Source organism: Salinispora pacifica CNR114, assembly GCF_000514775.1.
Classification (GTDB): Bacteria; Actinomycetota; Actinomycetes; order Mycobacteriales; family Micromonosporaceae; genus Micromonospora; species Micromonospora pacifica.
On the sequence record NZ_AZWO01000012.1, the window covers coordinates 134,131 to 148,699 of the forward strand.

The window sequence follows — 14,569 nt, forward strand, 5'->3', positions numbered from 1 at the left end:
CGAGACTATCGGCCGCGGCTCTGCCGTGGCGGGTGAGGACCGGAAGTCGCGCCACGGGGCGGAACCGTCCCCGACCCCGGCGCTGCCTCGGTCTCCGACCCGTTCCCACCGACACGGGGCTGCGCCGGCGGCTCGCGCCGCGTCCCGGCTCGGGGCGTCCCCTCGGCCGTGCCGGCCGGCGCCGGTAGCCCGGGCGCGGGCGCCTTCGCCGCCCCGGCGACCCGGCAGGTGTCGCGACCGCTGGCTTTCGCCACGTACAGGGCTTCATCAGCGGCATTGAGCACCTCCTGGCCGGTGCCGCCGTGGTGGGGGTGGACAGCGACACCAATAGAGACGGTCACCGGCACCAGGGTCGGGGCAGCCAACCCGTCGACGGTGATCGGGGTGTCCCGTACCGCCGCACCGAGCCGTTCCGCGACGATGGTCGCACCCGTGACGTCGGTCTCCGGTAGCAGCACCACGAACTCCTCTCCTCCCAGTCGGAAGGCAAGGTCGACCTCGCGGATCTCGCCGCGGATCCGCCGGGCGAACTCAACCAGCACCCGGTCCCCGGCGGCGTGTCCGTGGGTGTCGTTGACGTGTTTGAAGCGGTCCAGATCGAGGGCGAGGACGCTGAGCATTCGGCCGAACCGGGTGGCCCGTTCCACCTCACGGCGAAGCGACTGGCGCAGGTAGCGGTAGTTCCAGAGACCGGTGAGCGGATCGGTCAGCGACAGCCGCCGGGTCTCCTCGTGCACCCGGACGTTGTCCACCGCCACCGCGGCGTGCCCGGCGAAGGTGCGCAGCGTGACCAGGTCGTCGTCGTCGAACTCCTCCCCGCCGAGCCGGTCGTAGAGGGCGAGCACGCCGAACGTCGCCGGCGCCGCACCGTCCGGCGGGCCACCCGCGCGGGGGGATGGGCCGCCATCCCGCGGAGCACCATCAGCCCGCGGAGCCGCGAAGGGCACCGCGATGTACGTCCGACAAGGGGGCTCCCCCGGCGGCGCCACGGATGGCTCCACCCGGCCGCGGCGTGCCTCTCCGCTGACCGTAACCGCGCCCACCAGGTCGCCCAGCGGCACCCGGATCGGCCCCGGCCCACCGGCCGGCGCCTCGAGCCCTTCGGTCGCCTGCGCGACCAGCAGCCCCGCCGAATCGACGAGGAGTACCGCCCCCGCTCGGGCGCCGGTCGCCGCGATCGCGCTGTGCAGAATGACCCGCAGGATCCGCTGCAGATCATGGGTACTGGCCAGGGTGTCCCCCAGTACCTCCAGGTGTCCCCGCAGCTGGTCCCGGCTGCTGGTCAGCGCGGCGACGTAGGTGCCGGTCTCCCGGGTCATCCGGTTGAACGCCGCGGCCAGCCGCCCGATCTCGTCCCGACCGCGCACCGGCACCCGCGCGGTCAGATCACCCCGGGCCACCCGGTCCACCGCCCCCGCCAGTTCGACCAGGGGTCGGCTGGCGGCCCGGGCCAGCCGCCCGGCGACAACGACCACCAACAGCACGGTCAACAGCACGGCGGCGGCCAGAGCGACGTACAGACTGGAGGGCTGGTCGCTCGGAACGGAGAGCACCAACGACAGTGGCTGCCCGTCGGACGGACCGACCCGCCGCATGTACCGACCGTCGTTGGTGCCCACCACCTGCTCCCCGTCCAATTCACCGGTAGCCCCGAGCACCGCCTCGCGCACTCCCGCCGACTCGGTGGTGCGCTGGAACCGGCCGGCCGGGTGGTCCGCGCCGTCGAGCAGGGTGACCGCTGCCCCGGTGAGCACCGCCAGCCGCGCCACGAATGCAGGGTTGACCGGCTGCACCGCGGTGACCGCGCCCTGCGCGACCCCGGTGGCGCCCCGTAGTTCCACCCGAACGGCCAGGGCACCGGGCGGAGCGTCGGCCGGGGTACGAGCCGCGCAGTCCCACCAGGGCGCGGCGGGCAGCGGCGCGGTGGCATGGAGCACCTGCCCCTCACCATCGGTGACCCGCACGGCGGCGGCGAGACCCCGATCGACCACCTGCCCCACGGCGACCGCCCGGTCGGCGGCGAGGGCCACCACCTCCGCGGCGGCCCGCAGCTGCTGGCAGAGCACGTTGACCGCGGTTCGGACGGCGGTCGTGGCAACCGCGAGCCGGTCGGCGGACCGACTTCGATCGATGCTGTTCACCGCCGACCCCACGAAGTACGCCCCGACCAGCACCGGGCCGAGCACCACCGTGAGGAGGACTGCGGTTAAGCGTGCCCGTAGTGTCACTCGGTCCCCCCGGGACTTCGCCGGCCGATGCCTGCGATGCTGACACAGAGTCACTCCCGGGTGAGCCCTGCGTCAGGAGTGTTGCGTGCCAGATTTTTCTGATCGGGCGGAACTGACCCGCGATGCGAAGTTTGCGGCGCGAACCAGACTGCTCGCCCACCGTCGGCGGCTCGGCGACGCCGAGCGCGCCGCCGCCGCCCGGCAGGTCCAGGCCGGCCTGGTCGCCCTGGTGCGCCGACTGCGCCCGCGCCGGGTGACCGCGTACGTGCCGGTCGCCACCGAACCCGGAGGCCCGGATCTACCGGCGGTGCTGCACGCCGCGCTGCCGGAGGGAGCCGAACTGCTGCTGCCGGTGCTCCGGGCCGACCTCGACCTGGACTGGGCGCCATGGACCGGACCCGACGACCTGGCAGCCGCCGGGCGGGGGATGCGGGAGCCGACCGCGCCCTCACTGGGGCGGGCCGCGGTCACGACGGCCGACCTGGTGGTGCTGCCGGCGCTGGCGGTGGACCGGCGGGGGGTGCGCCTGGGGCGGGGTGGCGGCTCGTACGACCGGGCGCTCGCCCGGGTCCCGACGACCATCCTGACCGTGGTGCCGCTGCACGATGGTGAGCTGGTGCACACGCTACCGGTGGAGCCGCATGACCGTCCGGTCCACGCTGTGGTCACCCCGGCTGACGGCCTGCGTACGCTGGACGATGCCCTACCGCGCTGAACCCGCGGTGGTGTCGCGCCCCACACGTCCGCTGGACGAATCCGGGGCGATGACGCACCATTGGCACTCGAATATCTTGAGTGCCAACCGACAGTGCCAGTTCCGGAGGAGAACGTGCCCACGTACCAGTACGCCTGCACCGCGTGCGGCCACCAGCTCGAGGCGGTGCAGTCCTTCACCGACGAGCCGCTGACCGAGTGCCCGACCTGTGCGGGGCGGTTGCGGAAACTGTTCAACTCGGTCGGCATCGTGTTCAAGGGGTCGGGCTTCTACCGCACCGACTCCCGCACCGACTCCGGCTCGGGCTCGGGTGGCGCGGCCAGCAAGCCCGCCGCCGCGAGCAACGAGTCCGGCTCGTCGAGCGACTCGACCTCGAAGGACTCGGCCTCGAGCGGATCGGCCTCGAACGGCTCCGCGGCGGGCGGCGCAACCTCCTCGAAGAGCACGGGCACCGCTGCCAACTCCGGCGGCAAGAAGACCCCCGCCGCCAGCGGCACCAGCTGAGCGTGGGGCGGGGTGGCCCCGCCCCACCCCGCGGCTTCCGGCACGTCGATCACGGGCAGCACCCGGTCGGGAAACGGTCCTTCAGCGGAACCGTCAACACGCCGGGGTCGTCCGTAGTCGCTCGGGGTTCAGCCCGATGGCAGGAAGCGGACCGACCGGGTCAGAGGTTCACGTCGACCGTGGCGGCGCCGATCACGATCCGATGGTCGGAACAGTAGCCGTCACACACGGTGGAGATGGAGAGCGAGTCACCGGGGTACGACCCGGCAAGGCGATTCTCTCGTACGAAGATGAGGTCAATTTTGCGACCCAGCCCACACGGGCCACCGTTGTCGACGGTGACCTCGCCGTACCCGGCACAACGGGTATCCGTGTCGTCCAGCTCCCGATAACTGCCATAGTTCGCGGAGTTGTACGGAGTGTTCAGACTGGACGAGTACCACTTGTCCAACCGCGCGTAGTCGGGCTGATTGTTGAGATCGCCAGCGAGAATGACGGTCACCCCAAGCGCGTACCCGAACCGAGTATCAGCGCAAGTGGGACCAAGATGGCGGAGATCAGTCTCCTGACGAGCAACCCGTTCTCCCGCCAGAACCGACAGTGGGAAAACATTCGCATGCGCCAACAAGCCGGGGTAGCGATCAACCCCGGCTTCGCCACGCGACGGTTTGGGCAGGGTGCGGCGACGACAGAGCCGGCCAGGCCCGCGTACTCAGTCCCAGTGCGGCGGGCGTTGCTCGAGCAGCCAGGCGTCGTTACCGCCGGTGGCTTCCCCCCACCCCTGGTCGGTGTCGTCACCGGCCCGCTCCGGCAGCATCGAGTAGCCGTCATCGCGCCGCTCGCTCGGCCGGTCCTCGGCACGCACCCCGGATCTCCCCGGCTCCTGGTGGTTCACGAGCACCAACCCTAGCCCAGCCGGCCGAGGGGAGAACGAGGTCACGATGCGCGTCGACGACCGGACGGTGGCGCGGAGCGGCCGTTGGTAGCGTCAGCGGACGTGACGACTCCCGGCAGCTCCGCGGACGACTACTGGCGATCCCCCGGCGTCGGTGCTCCGCGTGCGGAGCCTGACCCAGCCGGTGCTCCGCCCGGCGAGCCCGACCCGGCCGGTGCTCCGTCCGGCGAGCCCGACCCGCCGCCGACGGCTCCGCCCGGCGGATACACCGGCCCGCCGCCGACCATCCCGCCGCCGGCCGACTGGCATCCGCCGCTCCACGTCCAGCCGCCACCACCACGACAGCTCCCCGGACAGGACCTGACGGCGCTGGACCGGGCCGAGCAGCGAGCGCAGCACCTGACCTGGACCGTCGGCGCGGTCGTCGTCGTGATCCTGTTGGCGCTCAGCTGTGCGTTCTGCGTCCGGCTGGTGCGCTGAGGGTCAGAGGGTGTTCCCCCAGACCGCCTCGGCGCCGGTATGTCCGGTGAGCGAGACGTAGATGAGACTGACCACGGCGAGCGCGACCACCACCACTGACAGCACGCGAATCACCCAGGGCGGCGTTTTCGGCGCACGGGGGTGACCGCTGGTCACCACGAGCAGCACGATCACGGCGACAGCCAACGCCAGTACATATCGGAAAGTCAGGGCGCCGTACCGAGAGTGCTCAGCGATCTGGTCGACGATCGGCCCCTGTATCCCGCGGGCGGTGAAGAGGTCGTTCAGCTCCTCGCCGGACTGCACCGCGACCCAGGCGGTGGCCGGCGCCGTCACCGCCAGCAGGACGAGTGCCCAGTCGATCCGGGGCCGGAAGCGCGGCAACGCGACATAGGCGATCGCCACCAGCGCGAGCAGTGGCACGAAGACGACCACAGCGTGCACCACAAGCACGTGGGCGGGCAGCCCCATGAACTCCTTGAACATGGACACCTCCGGGTGAGTGCCGGCACGGGACGGCCAGCCTACGGTCACCTGACCCACCCACCTACGACCCGCGCCCGAGTTACACGCAGTCGTGATCCGTTCGGTTCGCCGCTCGGTTGTCGCTCTCGGTCGTCGCGTGCTGTCATTGGCGCATGTCCAGTAGTGAGGAGCTACTCCGGTCGAAGGGTCTGCGGGTAACCCGTCCCCGCCTCGCTGTCCTCGACGTGCTCGCCGCCGGGGGCCACCTGGAGGTGGACGAGATCGCCCGGCGGGTCCGAGAGCGCCTCAACTCGGTCTCCACCCAGGCGGTCTACGACGTGCTCGGCGCACTGTCCCGGGCCGGGCTGTCCCGCCGGATCGAGCCGGCCGGCAGCCCCGCCCGCTACGAGGCCCGCGTTGGCGACAATCACCACCACGTTGTCTGTCGGGGCTGCGGCGACATCGCCGACGTGGACTGCGCCGTCGGCGACGCTCCCTGCCTCGACCCGAACATCGCCCACGGTTTCGAGGTGGACGAGGCCGACGTGACCTTCTGGGGTCTCTGCCCCCGCTGCCAGGCCCGCCGCCGCGCCGACGATTGACCACCGACCCGGCTCCGCCGTTGCGCCGGGGACGACAACGCGCCGCCCTCCCGTGGGCGGTTGGGGCGTCGACCGTCACCCGTTGTCGGTCACCCGCTCCACGGCGGCCCACGGATCCTTCCCCGGCGTCTGCGCACCGGCCGGACAGTGCCGCCGGAAGTCACACCAGCCGCAGCGCGGCCCCGGAGCGGTGGGGAAGGCTTGCTCCGGGTCACCGCCAGCGGCGACCGAGCGCTCACCCGCAATGATGTCCCGGGCGGTCTCCTCAGCCCGGGACACCTGCCGCGCGAGTGACTCCGGGCTGTGCTCGTGCGCGGCGATGGTCCCGGTCGGCAGGTGGTGTAGCTCCACCCGGCGACACGGTTTGCGGAAGACCCGCTCCGCGGCGTACGCGTAGAGCGCCAGCGCCTGCGAGCCGCGGGCATCGTCGGTGTCCAGCCCAGCTCGGCCGGTCTTGTAGTCCACGATGGCGAGCTCCGCCCCCGCCGGCCCGACCCGGGAGTCGATCCGGTCGGCGCGGCCGTTGAACGCCAGTACCCCGGTTTTCACCGCGACCACCCGCTCCACCCCCAGCGGTTCGGTCTCCGGGTCAAGCGTCGCCACGTATGCCTCAAGCCAGCCCAGCGCCTTTCGGAACGCGGCTCGCTCCTGCTCGTGATCCCGGTAGCCGTCGCGCACCCAGGTGCCCTTGAGCAGCGTCGCCAGCGCCGCCGACCGTCGCCGGTCAACGGGGAGCGCATACCAGTTCTTCAACGCGGTGTGCAGGCTGGCCCCGAGTGAGTTGTGTGCCCAGGGCGGCCCCTTCTGCGGGGCGGGACGGTCCAAGTAGGTGTAGCGGTAGCGCCGTGGGCAGTCCGCGTAGGCGCCGAGTTTGCTGGGGGTGCAGACGAAGAGCCGCTCCGGCATGCCCTCGAAGCCGAGCTGTTCGGGCTCGGCGGCGCGGGGTCGCGGCGGGGTGGTGGAAGGTCGGCCAGCTCGTCGCACACCGCGATCCTGCCATCCGCCCCCGACAGAAGTCAGCCCGCGGTCGTGTACTGGGTGACGAAGGCGGCCACCGCGTCGGCGATCAACTGCACCGCGATCGCCGCCAGTAGCAGTCCGGCGATCCGGGTCAGCACCTCGATTCCACCCGGACGCAGGATCTTGACGATTCCGCCGGAGAAGCGAAGGACCACCCAGACGGCGAGCAACACGGCGACGATCGCGCCGGCGANCGCGGTGATGTCCTTCGCGCCATCGGCCTGCTGCATGAAGAGCATCGTGGCCACGATCGCACCGGGACCGGCGAGCAGCGGGGTGCCCAGCGGCACCAGCGCGATGTTCGAGGTGACCTGCTGGCTGGGGTCGTCCGCTTTACCGGTCAGCAGTTCCAGGGCGACCAGTACGAGCAGCAGGCCACCGGCGGCCTGCAGTGCGGGCAGGTCCACGTGCAGGTAGTCGAGCAGGGTCGAGCCCGCCACCGCGAAGATCGCGATCACCCCGAGCGCCAGCGCCACCGCCTGCCAGGCCGCCCGATGCCGGTCCCGGGCGGACAGCGGTCCGGTCAGCGCCAGAAAGATGGGCATCATGCCCGGCGGGTCGACGATCACGAGCAGGGTTACGAAGACCTCGCCGAAGAGCTTGATATCCACCGGATCAACCTAGCGGCGCCGGCGCGGACGTCACGTCGCCTCCCCCAGAAGGGACGCTGGTCACGCCGGCTCCGGCGTTGTCTCAGGCGCCGTCGTCGGCCTTTGCCTCGTCGGCTTCCTTGCCCAGCCGCGCCTCGACCGCCTGCGGCTCGTACATCTCCTCGACGACACGCAGGTAAAGCTCGTTCGGGTTGGGCAGATTCTTGATCTCGCGCAGCGCCTGTTCCTGACCGGCGGACTCGAGGACGAACGTGCCGTAGTTGAGCGCTCGCCCGGCTGGAGTCTGCTCGTATTTCATGTCGGTTACCCGAACCAACGGCATCATCGCCACCTGGCGGGTAATGATGCCGTTGACCACCATCACCCGCTTGTTGGTCAGGATGAACCGGTCGTACCACCAGTCAGCGACCCGCCACGCCACCCAACCCATCACGGCAAACCAGGCCAGCACGGCGACGGTGGTCAGCCCACCGACATCTCGGCCGGCGAGGAAGCCGGAGAGGTACCCCAGCACGAAGGTGGCCACCACGCCGATGAGCAGCGGGGTGACGAGGTGAACCCAGTGCCGCTTCCACTCACCCCGGTACCGCTCGGTGGGGAAGAGGTAACGGGCGACGAGGGAACTGGGCTCATCCTCCAACGGCAGGACCCGGCGCGGCGCCATGCCGGCCGCGTCCGCCCGCAGGCCGGCGATCTCGTCCTCGGAGATCTGCGGCGGCTGGTAGTCGCCCTCGGGGTCGGAAATCCAGCTCCGCCCCGACCTGCTGTCGTCGGCGAACCCGGGCCCCTCGCCCAACCTCGCCTCGTCGAACGGCCCGGGGCCCTGGAACGGGGGTGGACCGGATCCATAGCCGGATCCGTCCTCTGGTTCGATCCGGGGAATCGATTCCGTGTCGCGCTCCCGGCGCTCCCGGTCGGGGTCGTCGGGGTCGAAGGGGGGATCGGAGGGGCTACCCATCGTCGACTAGGCGACGATGTTGGTGACGAACTCGCCAAACCCCTGGGCGATGTCCACGAGACCGCCGCCAAGCGACTTGAAGACGTCCGCCGCGGAGTTCGGCCGGTAGGCCACGAAAAAGATCAAAAATGCGATACCGGCCCAGGTGAGGACCTTCTTGACCATGACGGGCCATCCTCTCGCGCGGGCGCCGGGTCCGATTACCGCAGCGACACTCAGAGTATCAGCGTGATGCCGTACAGTTATTTGACTGTGTCCGTTCTCCGACATTCCGAGGGACTTGTCAAGCCCATCGCAAGATCCGGAGGGGGTGCACCGTGCCTGAGCCCAAGGCGCGTCAACCTCGAGAGGTCGCGCTTGACGACCCACGAGCAACGCCCCGCACTCGCCGGCCAGGCTATCGCATGCAGCCACAATCCCCGAGCCTCACCGGCCGACGCGCTTCGATCCGTCGGTGATCTCACACGACACAGTGGAGGGGCGGCACCGCCTCAGGCCGGAGCTGGCCCGCCGTAGGACCGGATCCAGGCGTGCATCGCGATGCCACTGGCCACGCCGGCGTTGATCGAACGGGTCGAGCCGTACTGGGCAATCGAGAAGAGCTGGTCGCAGGCGGCCCGAGCAGGTTCGGACAGACCCGGGCCCTCCTGACCAAAGAGCAGTACGCATCGCCGGGGCAGCGTGGCCGTCTCCAGCGGTTGACAACCCGGCAGGTTGTCGATGCCAACCACCGAAAGCCCGGCACCCGCCGCCCAGCCGACGAAGCCCTCGATCGTCTCGTGGTGCCGCACATGTTGGTAGCGGTCGGTCACCATCGCGCCGCGTCGATTCCACCGGCGGCGGCCAACAATATGGACCTCGGCGGCGAGGAACGCGTTGGCGTTGCGGACCACGGTGCCGATGTTCAGATCGTGCTGCCAGTTCTCGATCGCCACGTGGAAGTCGTGCCGCCGCTGGTCCAGGTCCGCGACGACCGCCTCCTGTCGCCAGTAGCGGTACCGGTCAACGACATTGCGTCGGTCACCGTGCGCCAGCAGGTCTGGGTCATAGTGCGGGTCGTCGGGCGGGGTGCCCTGCCACGGACCCACCCCGACCTCAAACTGCTCACCGGTCACGGGTCCTAGAGGGTACGGCCAGTCGGACGCGCCACTCAGCCCAGCCCCAGGGCATTCCCGAGCCGATCGAGGAACCGGCGGTCGCTGCGGGCAACCGGCCCGCCCCGGCTCGGCTCGGCCCGGCAGACCCGGGCGGCGACCGACTGCACCCACTGCCGGTAGGCGGCCGAGTCCGCTGGATCGGCCCGCCGCTCGAGCAGTCGGGCCACCGCACGGGCGACCGCGAGCAGTTCGGCGTCGTCGGCGAGCCGCCCCCTCGGCGCGCTCGCCGAACCGTCGTGCCGGGCGTAGATCGTGGCCACCACCGCGCGGACCAAATCGCTGTCGAAGGACCGACCGGCGGCAACGGCGTCGAGGCCGGCCAGCCCAGCGGCGACCCCCCGCACGGGTACCTGGGTGGCGGTAACGACGACGGTCCAGCTGGGCAGGCTGGAGAGCAGGTCCCACTCCGCGGCGGAGTAGGCAGCAGCGGTCAGCGGTACGGCGTGGCGGCCAGTGACGGGCGGCTCGCCGGCGACGGAGTGGCTCATCGGAACCTCCGGCGCCAGCATAAGCCCCGATTACCGATAAAAGACCAACAAAACGAGGAGTACCGGATAAATCTGTAATAGCGCGAAGGATGGACCACGCCGGAAGCCTTCCGGAGCCTCCGGCGCGGCAACGCCGTCAGCGCGGCGTGGGGAAACTCGGCCGCTCCAGATCCACCCCGTCGGCGGCCGCGGCCTCGGCGTACGCCCTCTTCGGCACCATGACCTTGCGCCGGAACACACACACCAGCGTGCCGTCCTGGTTGTAGCCACGGGTCTCGACGGCGACCACGCCGCGGTCCGGCTTCGAGGAGGACTCCCGCTTGTCCAGGACAGTGGTCTCGCCGTAGATCGTGTCGCCGTGGAACGTCGGGGCGACATGGCGCAGGGATTCGATCTCCAGGTTCGCGATCGCCTTGCCGCTGACATCGGGCACCGACATGCCGAGCAGCAGGGAGTAGACGTAGTTGCCGACCACGACGTTGCGCTTGAACTGGCTCGCGGTCTCGGCGTAGTGCGCGTCCAGATGGAGCGGGTGGTGGTTCATCGTGAGCAGGCAGAAGAGATGGTCGTCGTACTCGGTGACCGTCTTGCCCGGCCAGTGCCGGTAGACCGCGTCAACCTCGAAATCCTCGTAGTAGCGGCCGAACTGCATCCTGGTCCCCCTTCGACGGGCGGTGATGAGTTCGGCACAGCATGCCTTACCGATCGTAAAGGTGGGCCAGGGGACGACGGTGGCCGGGAAAAGTCACACCAGTGCCAACCGAGGCCGGACGCAATGAGCGGCGGGGCCCTCCCCGGCACCCGCCGCCCACGCTCTGATGCGACAGATTCTGCCGCACGGCAACCACTTTCCAACAGAGACGGGGATCACAGTTTCCTTTTTGTTACATCACTCAGCGTAATCCACAGCCCTGCTGCAAGTGATCACGGTGAATCCGATAGCCCCTTGTCATGACTAAAGTTACCGACACGTACCCACAGTGCCGCCCACCCACCCTGAGAGCGCTCCCACTACCGATGGTAACGCAAATGCGACATGCACTTGCGTATTGCAGCACCCACTCGACACCGATAGACATCGATGATGCGTGACCCCTCGCCGTAACCAACCCACGGCGGCGGCGTTTCGGCCATCAGGGCCCCGGGAATTCCCCGCGGCGTGCTCTGGTTCGACCAGAGGTAGCTGTTCCACGTGATCGGAGAGATTGAGATGGCAACCGTTGAGCTGACCACGGCGAACTTCGACGAGTTGACCGGTGGCGACGGAATCGTGCTGGTCGACTTCTGGGCCGACTGGTGTGGCCCCTGCAAGCGGTTCGCCCCGGTGTACGAGCGCTCCTCGGAGAAGCACCCAGACATCGTCTTCGGCAAGGTCGACACCGAGGCACAGCAGGAGCTGGGTGCAAAGTTCGACATCCGCTCCATCCCGACGATCATGGCGATCCGCGACGGGGTCATCGTCTTCGCCCAGCCCGGCGCGCTGCCCGAGTCGGCCCTCGAGAACCTGATCGAGCAGGTCGAGGCGCTGGACATGGACGACGTCCGCAAGAAGCTCGCCGAGCACCCCCACTGACCCACCCCGGGCCGGGCCGGCACACCCCACAACGCTTGCCCACCTGTTCGTACCTGTGTTCGAATACCAGTCATGCGCTGGGACAACCTCGCCGCCGATCCGAGCACGATCGGCCTCGACGGGTCAGCGCCAGCGGCGCCACCCCTGCCGCTGGCGCTCACCGGCGCCACCGTCCGCAGCTTTCCCACGCCCGACTTCGCCGGCATGACCTTCTATGAAATCCAGGCAAAGTCGATCATCAACCGAGTCCCCAGCACCTCCCGGGTCCCCTTCGAGTGGACCATCAACCCGTATCGGGGTTGCAGCCACGCGTGCGTGTACTGCTTCGCCCGCAACACGCACACCTACCTCGGCCTCGACGCCGGTGCCGACTTCGACCGCAGAGTGATCGTCAAAACCAATGCCGGCGAGTTGCTCCGCCGAGAACTGGCAGCACCCAGCTGGCGGGGCGGGCAGATCGCGATGGGCACCAACGTGGACTGCTACCAGCGAGCAGAGGGGCGCTACCAACTCCTACCGGGGATCATCAGCGCGCTACGGGATTTCGCCAACCCCTTCTCGATCCTCACCAAAGGCACCCTCATCCTGCGTGACCTTCCCCTGCTCCGCCAGGCCGCCCAGGTGACCCGGGTCAACCTGGCCTGCTCGCTGGGCTTCGTGGACGAACGGCTCTGGCGGGCGGTCGAGCCGGGCACGCCGAGCCCGGGTCGCCGGCTACACGTGGTCCGCCAACTCACCGAAGCCGGCTTCGCCGTCGAGGTGCTGATGGCACCGATCCTGCCCGGCCTCAGTGACGACGACGAGTCCATCGAAGCGACCGTGGCGGCGATCGTCGATGCCGGGGCCACCGGCGTGACCCCGATCGCGCTACACCTGCGCGCCGGCGCCCGGGACTGGTATGCCCGCTGGCTCGGTCGCGCCTTTCCGCACCTGGTCCCCCGCTACCGTGAGCTGTACGGGGCCGGCGCGTACTCCCCGCAGTCGTACCAGCGGGAGCTGACCGCCCGGGTCCGGATCGCGGCCCGCCGGCACGGCCTACATCCCGGCGCTCCCCGGGACGCCCCGCGGCCCCCCGACCGGCCGCACGCCGAGCAGCTCAGCCTGCTCTAGCCGCCCCCACCGGATCCCCCGACTCTCCGCCCCACCAGATCCCGACGGGGACGTTAGAGTCGATGGATGCGCGGACCCCAGCAGATCCTCGCCGACGCCACCGTGATCGCTGTTGTCGGCGCGTCCCGGGATCCGCGAAAATTCGCGCACACCGTGCCGCTACAGCTGCAACAACACGGCTGGCGGATCATCCCGGTCAACCCGGCCGTGGACGAGTTGTTCGGCGAGCGCGCCCACCCGTCCCTCGCCGACATCCCGCACCCGGTCGACCTGGTGAACGTATTCCGGCCGGCCGACGACGCGGTGGAGGTCGTCCGCTCGGCCGTCGCAATCGGCGCACCGGCGGTCTGGCTGCAACTCGGCATCGTCTCCCCAGCGGCCCGACGGATCGCCGCCGACGCTGGCATCGACTACGTCGAGGACCGTTGCCTCGGCGTCGAACGCGCCGCCGCCGGCCTGAGCCGCCGGGGCTGACCGGACGCGTCAGAGCCGGTACTCCCGGAGCAGACCACGAGAGATGATGGTCTTCTGGATCTCCGAGGTGCCCTCCCCGATGAGCAGGAACGGGGCCTCCCGCATCAGACGCTCGATCTCGTACTCCTTGGAGTAGCCGTAGCCACCGTGGATCCGGAACGCCTCCTGGACCACCTCCGCGCAGTACTCGGAGGCGAGTAGCTTGGCCATGCCGGCCTCGACATCGTTGCGCTGACCGGCGTCCTTGAGCCGGGCGGCGTTGACCATCAACGCGTGCGCGGCCTCGATCTTCGTCCCCATCTCGGCCAGCTTGAACGCGATGGCCTGGTGTTTGGCGAGCGGCTGGCCGAAGGTGCGACGCTGCTGCGCGTACGCGGCGGCCAGCTCGAAGGCGCGGATCGAGATGCCGCAGGCCCGGGCCGCCACGTTCACCCGGCCCACCTCGATCCCGTCCATCATCTGGTAGAAACCGCGACCGACCTGTTCCACTCCGCCGAGCACCGCGGACTCGGGGACAGTCACGCCGTCGAGAACCATCTCGGTGGTCTCGACCCCCTTGTAGCCCATCTTGTCGATCTTGCCGGGGATGGTGAGGCCCGGAGCGGTCTCCCCAAAGCCCGGCTCCTTCTCCAGCAGGAAGGTGCTCATGTTCCCGTACACCGAATCGGCGCCGGTGTCGGTCTTGACCAGGGTGGCGACCACCGACGCATACGCCCCGTTGGTCAGCCACATCTTCTGGCCGTTGAGGACGTAGTCCGCGCCGTCCCGGACCGCCCGCGAGGTGATCGCCGAGACATCGGAGCCGCACTCCGGCTCGGACATCGAGAAGGCCCCACGTACCTCGCCGGTGGCCATCTTCGGCAGCAACCGAGCCCGCTGGTCGACCGAGCCGTGCTGAGAGATCAGGTACGCCACGATGAAGTGGGTGTTAACGATGCCAGAGATCGACATCCAGCCCCGGGACAGCTCCTCCACCACCAACGCGTAGGTCAGCAGCGACTCGCCCAGACCGCCGTACTCCTCGCCGATGGTCAGGCCGAACAGCCCCATCTCACGCATCCCGTCCAGGATGTCGGCCGGGTACTCGTCGGCGTGCTCCAACCGCTGCGCGTGCGGGATGATCTCCTTGTTCGCGAACTCCCGGACGGTTTCCAGAATCGACTGTTGCACGTCGGTCAGGCCGGGTGTCTGGGCGNGNCGAGCCATATCCGCCTCCGGGTCGTTGTGCTACTCGGGGGTAACCAGATGCCCGGCCAGTATCGGCGGCGCGGGCGGTGCCGCCAAGGTGA

Annotated in this window: 19 protein-coding genes and 2 pseudogenes; 7 read left to right on the top strand and 14 right to left on the bottom strand. The window is 69.6% G+C overall.

The features are described from left to right. Nucleotides 1–5: 5 nt before the first annotated feature. Entirely contained in the window at nucleotides 6–2,189 is a 2,184-nt protein-coding gene (locus tag B118_RS0109165) for a GGDEF domain-containing protein (protein ID WP_043541127.1), read from the bottom strand. A 124-nt stretch (nucleotides 2,190–2,313) separates the two neighbouring features. Between B118_RS0109165 and B118_RS0109170 the strand changes: the two genes are divergently transcribed. Continuing rightward, complete coding sequence (locus B118_RS0109170) at nucleotides 2,314–2,943, top strand: 5-formyltetrahydrofolate cyclo-ligase (protein WP_018811445.1); 630 nt, start codon at nucleotides 2,314–2,316, stop codon at nucleotides 2,941–2,943. A gap of 114 nt (nucleotides 2,944–3,057) precedes the next feature. Beyond that, a pseudogene (locus B118_RS33435) lies at nucleotides 3,058–3,198 on the top strand (FmdB family zinc ribbon protein); the annotation flags it as partial. A 14-nt stretch (nucleotides 3,199–3,212) separates the two neighbouring features. Here the strand turns inward: B118_RS33435 and B118_RS32745 are convergent. The 3 genes and pseudogenes from B118_RS32745 to B118_RS0109185 form a co-directional block, all read right to left on the bottom strand. After that, nucleotides 3,213–3,509: a hypothetical protein gene (locus B118_RS32745; RefSeq protein WP_043541128.1), complete on the bottom strand. Its 297-nt coding sequence runs from the start codon at nucleotides 3,507–3,509 to the stop codon at nucleotides 3,213–3,215. 98 nt (nucleotides 3,510–3,607) lie between these two features. Beyond that, nucleotides 3,608–3,958, bottom strand: a pseudogene (locus B118_RS28120) (endonuclease/exonuclease/phosphatase family protein); the annotation flags it as partial. A gap of 201 nt (nucleotides 3,959–4,159) precedes the next feature. Continuing rightward, nucleotides 4,160–4,342, bottom strand: a complete 183-nt coding sequence (locus B118_RS0109185; RefSeq protein WP_026270712.1) for a hypothetical protein — start codon at nucleotides 4,340–4,342, stop codon at nucleotides 4,160–4,162. 102 nt (nucleotides 4,343–4,444) lie between these two features. Here B118_RS0109185 and B118_RS0109190 point away from each other — a divergent pair, with 102 nt between their 5' ends. Continuing rightward, nucleotides 4,445–4,822 (top strand): hypothetical protein, encoded by a 378-nt coding sequence (locus tag B118_RS0109190; RefSeq protein WP_018811449.1) that lies wholly within the window; start codon nucleotides 4,445–4,447, stop codon nucleotides 4,820–4,822. 3 nt (nucleotides 4,823–4,825) lie between these two features. On the opposite strand, the gene B118_RS0109195 is transcribed toward B118_RS0109190, so the two are convergent. Further along, complete coding sequence (locus B118_RS0109195; protein WP_018811450.1) at nucleotides 4,826–5,308, bottom strand: DUF2231 domain-containing protein; 483 nt, start codon at nucleotides 5,306–5,308, stop codon at nucleotides 4,826–4,828. Nucleotides 5,309–5,460: 152 nt separating this feature from the next. Between B118_RS0109195 and B118_RS0109200 the strand changes: the two genes are divergently transcribed. Beyond that, nucleotides 5,461–5,889 carry a Fur family transcriptional regulator gene (locus B118_RS0109200; protein WP_018221254.1) on the top strand — a complete coding sequence of 143 codons (429 nt, stop codon included), beginning with the start codon at nucleotides 5,461–5,463 and terminating at the stop codon, nucleotides 5,887–5,889. A 75-nt stretch (nucleotides 5,890–5,964) separates the two neighbouring features. Here B118_RS0109200 and B118_RS0109205 read toward each other — a convergent pair whose 3' ends face one another. The 8 genes from B118_RS0109205 to B118_RS0109235 form a co-directional block, all read right to left on the bottom strand. After that, nucleotides 5,965–6,873: a RecB family exonuclease gene (locus tag B118_RS0109205; protein WP_018221255.1), complete on the bottom strand. Its 909-nt coding sequence runs from the start codon at nucleotides 6,871–6,873 to the stop codon at nucleotides 5,965–5,967. Between the two features lie 32 nt (nucleotides 6,874–6,905). Continuing rightward, nucleotides 6,906–7,520, bottom strand: a complete 615-nt coding sequence (locus B118_RS0109210) for a MarC family protein (protein ID WP_028192677.1) — start codon at nucleotides 7,518–7,520, stop codon at nucleotides 6,906–6,908. Between the two features lie 82 nt (nucleotides 7,521–7,602). Next, a complete protein-coding gene (locus B118_RS0109215) occupies nucleotides 7,603–8,478 on the bottom strand; it encodes a PH domain-containing protein (RefSeq protein ID WP_028192678.1) in 876 nt (291 codons plus the stop codon). Between the two features lie 6 nt (nucleotides 8,479–8,484). Continuing rightward, nucleotides 8,485–8,643 (bottom strand): hypothetical protein, encoded by a 159-nt coding sequence (locus B118_RS32350; RefSeq protein ID WP_018218449.1) that lies wholly within the window; start codon nucleotides 8,641–8,643, stop codon nucleotides 8,485–8,487. 77 nt (nucleotides 8,644–8,720) lie between these two features. Next, nucleotides 8,721–8,951 (bottom strand): hypothetical protein, encoded by a 231-nt coding sequence (locus tag B118_RS33615; RefSeq protein WP_332308191.1) that lies wholly within the window; start codon nucleotides 8,949–8,951, stop codon nucleotides 8,721–8,723. Nucleotides 8,952–8,969: 18 nt separating this feature from the next. Then, complete coding sequence (locus B118_RS0109225) at nucleotides 8,970–9,593, bottom strand: TrmH family RNA methyltransferase (RefSeq protein ID WP_018221258.1); 624 nt, start codon at nucleotides 9,591–9,593, stop codon at nucleotides 8,970–8,972. A 35-nt stretch (nucleotides 9,594–9,628) separates the two neighbouring features. Beyond that, nucleotides 9,629–10,144, bottom strand: coding sequence for a hypothetical protein (locus tag B118_RS0109230; RefSeq protein WP_043541129.1), 516 nt, complete (start codon nucleotides 10,142–10,144; stop codon nucleotides 9,629–9,631). 115 nt (nucleotides 10,145–10,259) lie between these two features. After that, the gene (locus tag B118_RS0109235) at nucleotides 10,260–10,775 is read right to left on the bottom strand and encodes a MaoC family dehydratase (protein WP_018221260.1); all 516 of its coding nucleotides are present in this window, start codon (nucleotides 10,773–10,775) and stop codon (nucleotides 10,260–10,262) included. A gap of 558 nt (nucleotides 10,776–11,333) precedes the next feature. Between B118_RS0109235 and trxA the strand changes: the two genes are divergently transcribed. The 3 genes from trxA to B118_RS0109250 all read left to right on the top strand — a co-directional run bounded on the left by trxA (nucleotide 11,334) and on the right by B118_RS0109250 (nucleotide 13,280). Next, complete coding sequence (trxA, locus tag B118_RS0109240) at nucleotides 11,334–11,696, top strand: thioredoxin (RefSeq protein ID WP_018721305.1); 363 nt, start codon at nucleotides 11,334–11,336, stop codon at nucleotides 11,694–11,696. 72 nt (nucleotides 11,697–11,768) lie between these two features. After that, entirely contained in the window at nucleotides 11,769–12,806 is a 1,038-nt protein-coding gene (locus tag B118_RS0109245) for an Rv2578c family radical SAM protein (protein ID WP_018221262.1), read from the top strand. A gap of 66 nt (nucleotides 12,807–12,872) precedes the next feature. Then, nucleotides 12,873–13,280, top strand: a complete 408-nt coding sequence (locus B118_RS0109250; protein WP_018827237.1) for a CoA-binding protein — start codon at nucleotides 12,873–12,875, stop codon at nucleotides 13,278–13,280. A 9-nt stretch (nucleotides 13,281–13,289) separates the two neighbouring features. Here B118_RS0109250 and B118_RS0109255 read toward each other — a convergent pair whose 3' ends face one another. Then, entirely contained in the window at nucleotides 13,290–14,486 is a 1,197-nt protein-coding gene (locus tag B118_RS0109255; RefSeq protein ID WP_028184834.1) for an acyl-CoA dehydrogenase family protein, read from the bottom strand. Between the last annotated feature and the right edge of the window lie 83 nt (nucleotides 14,487–14,569).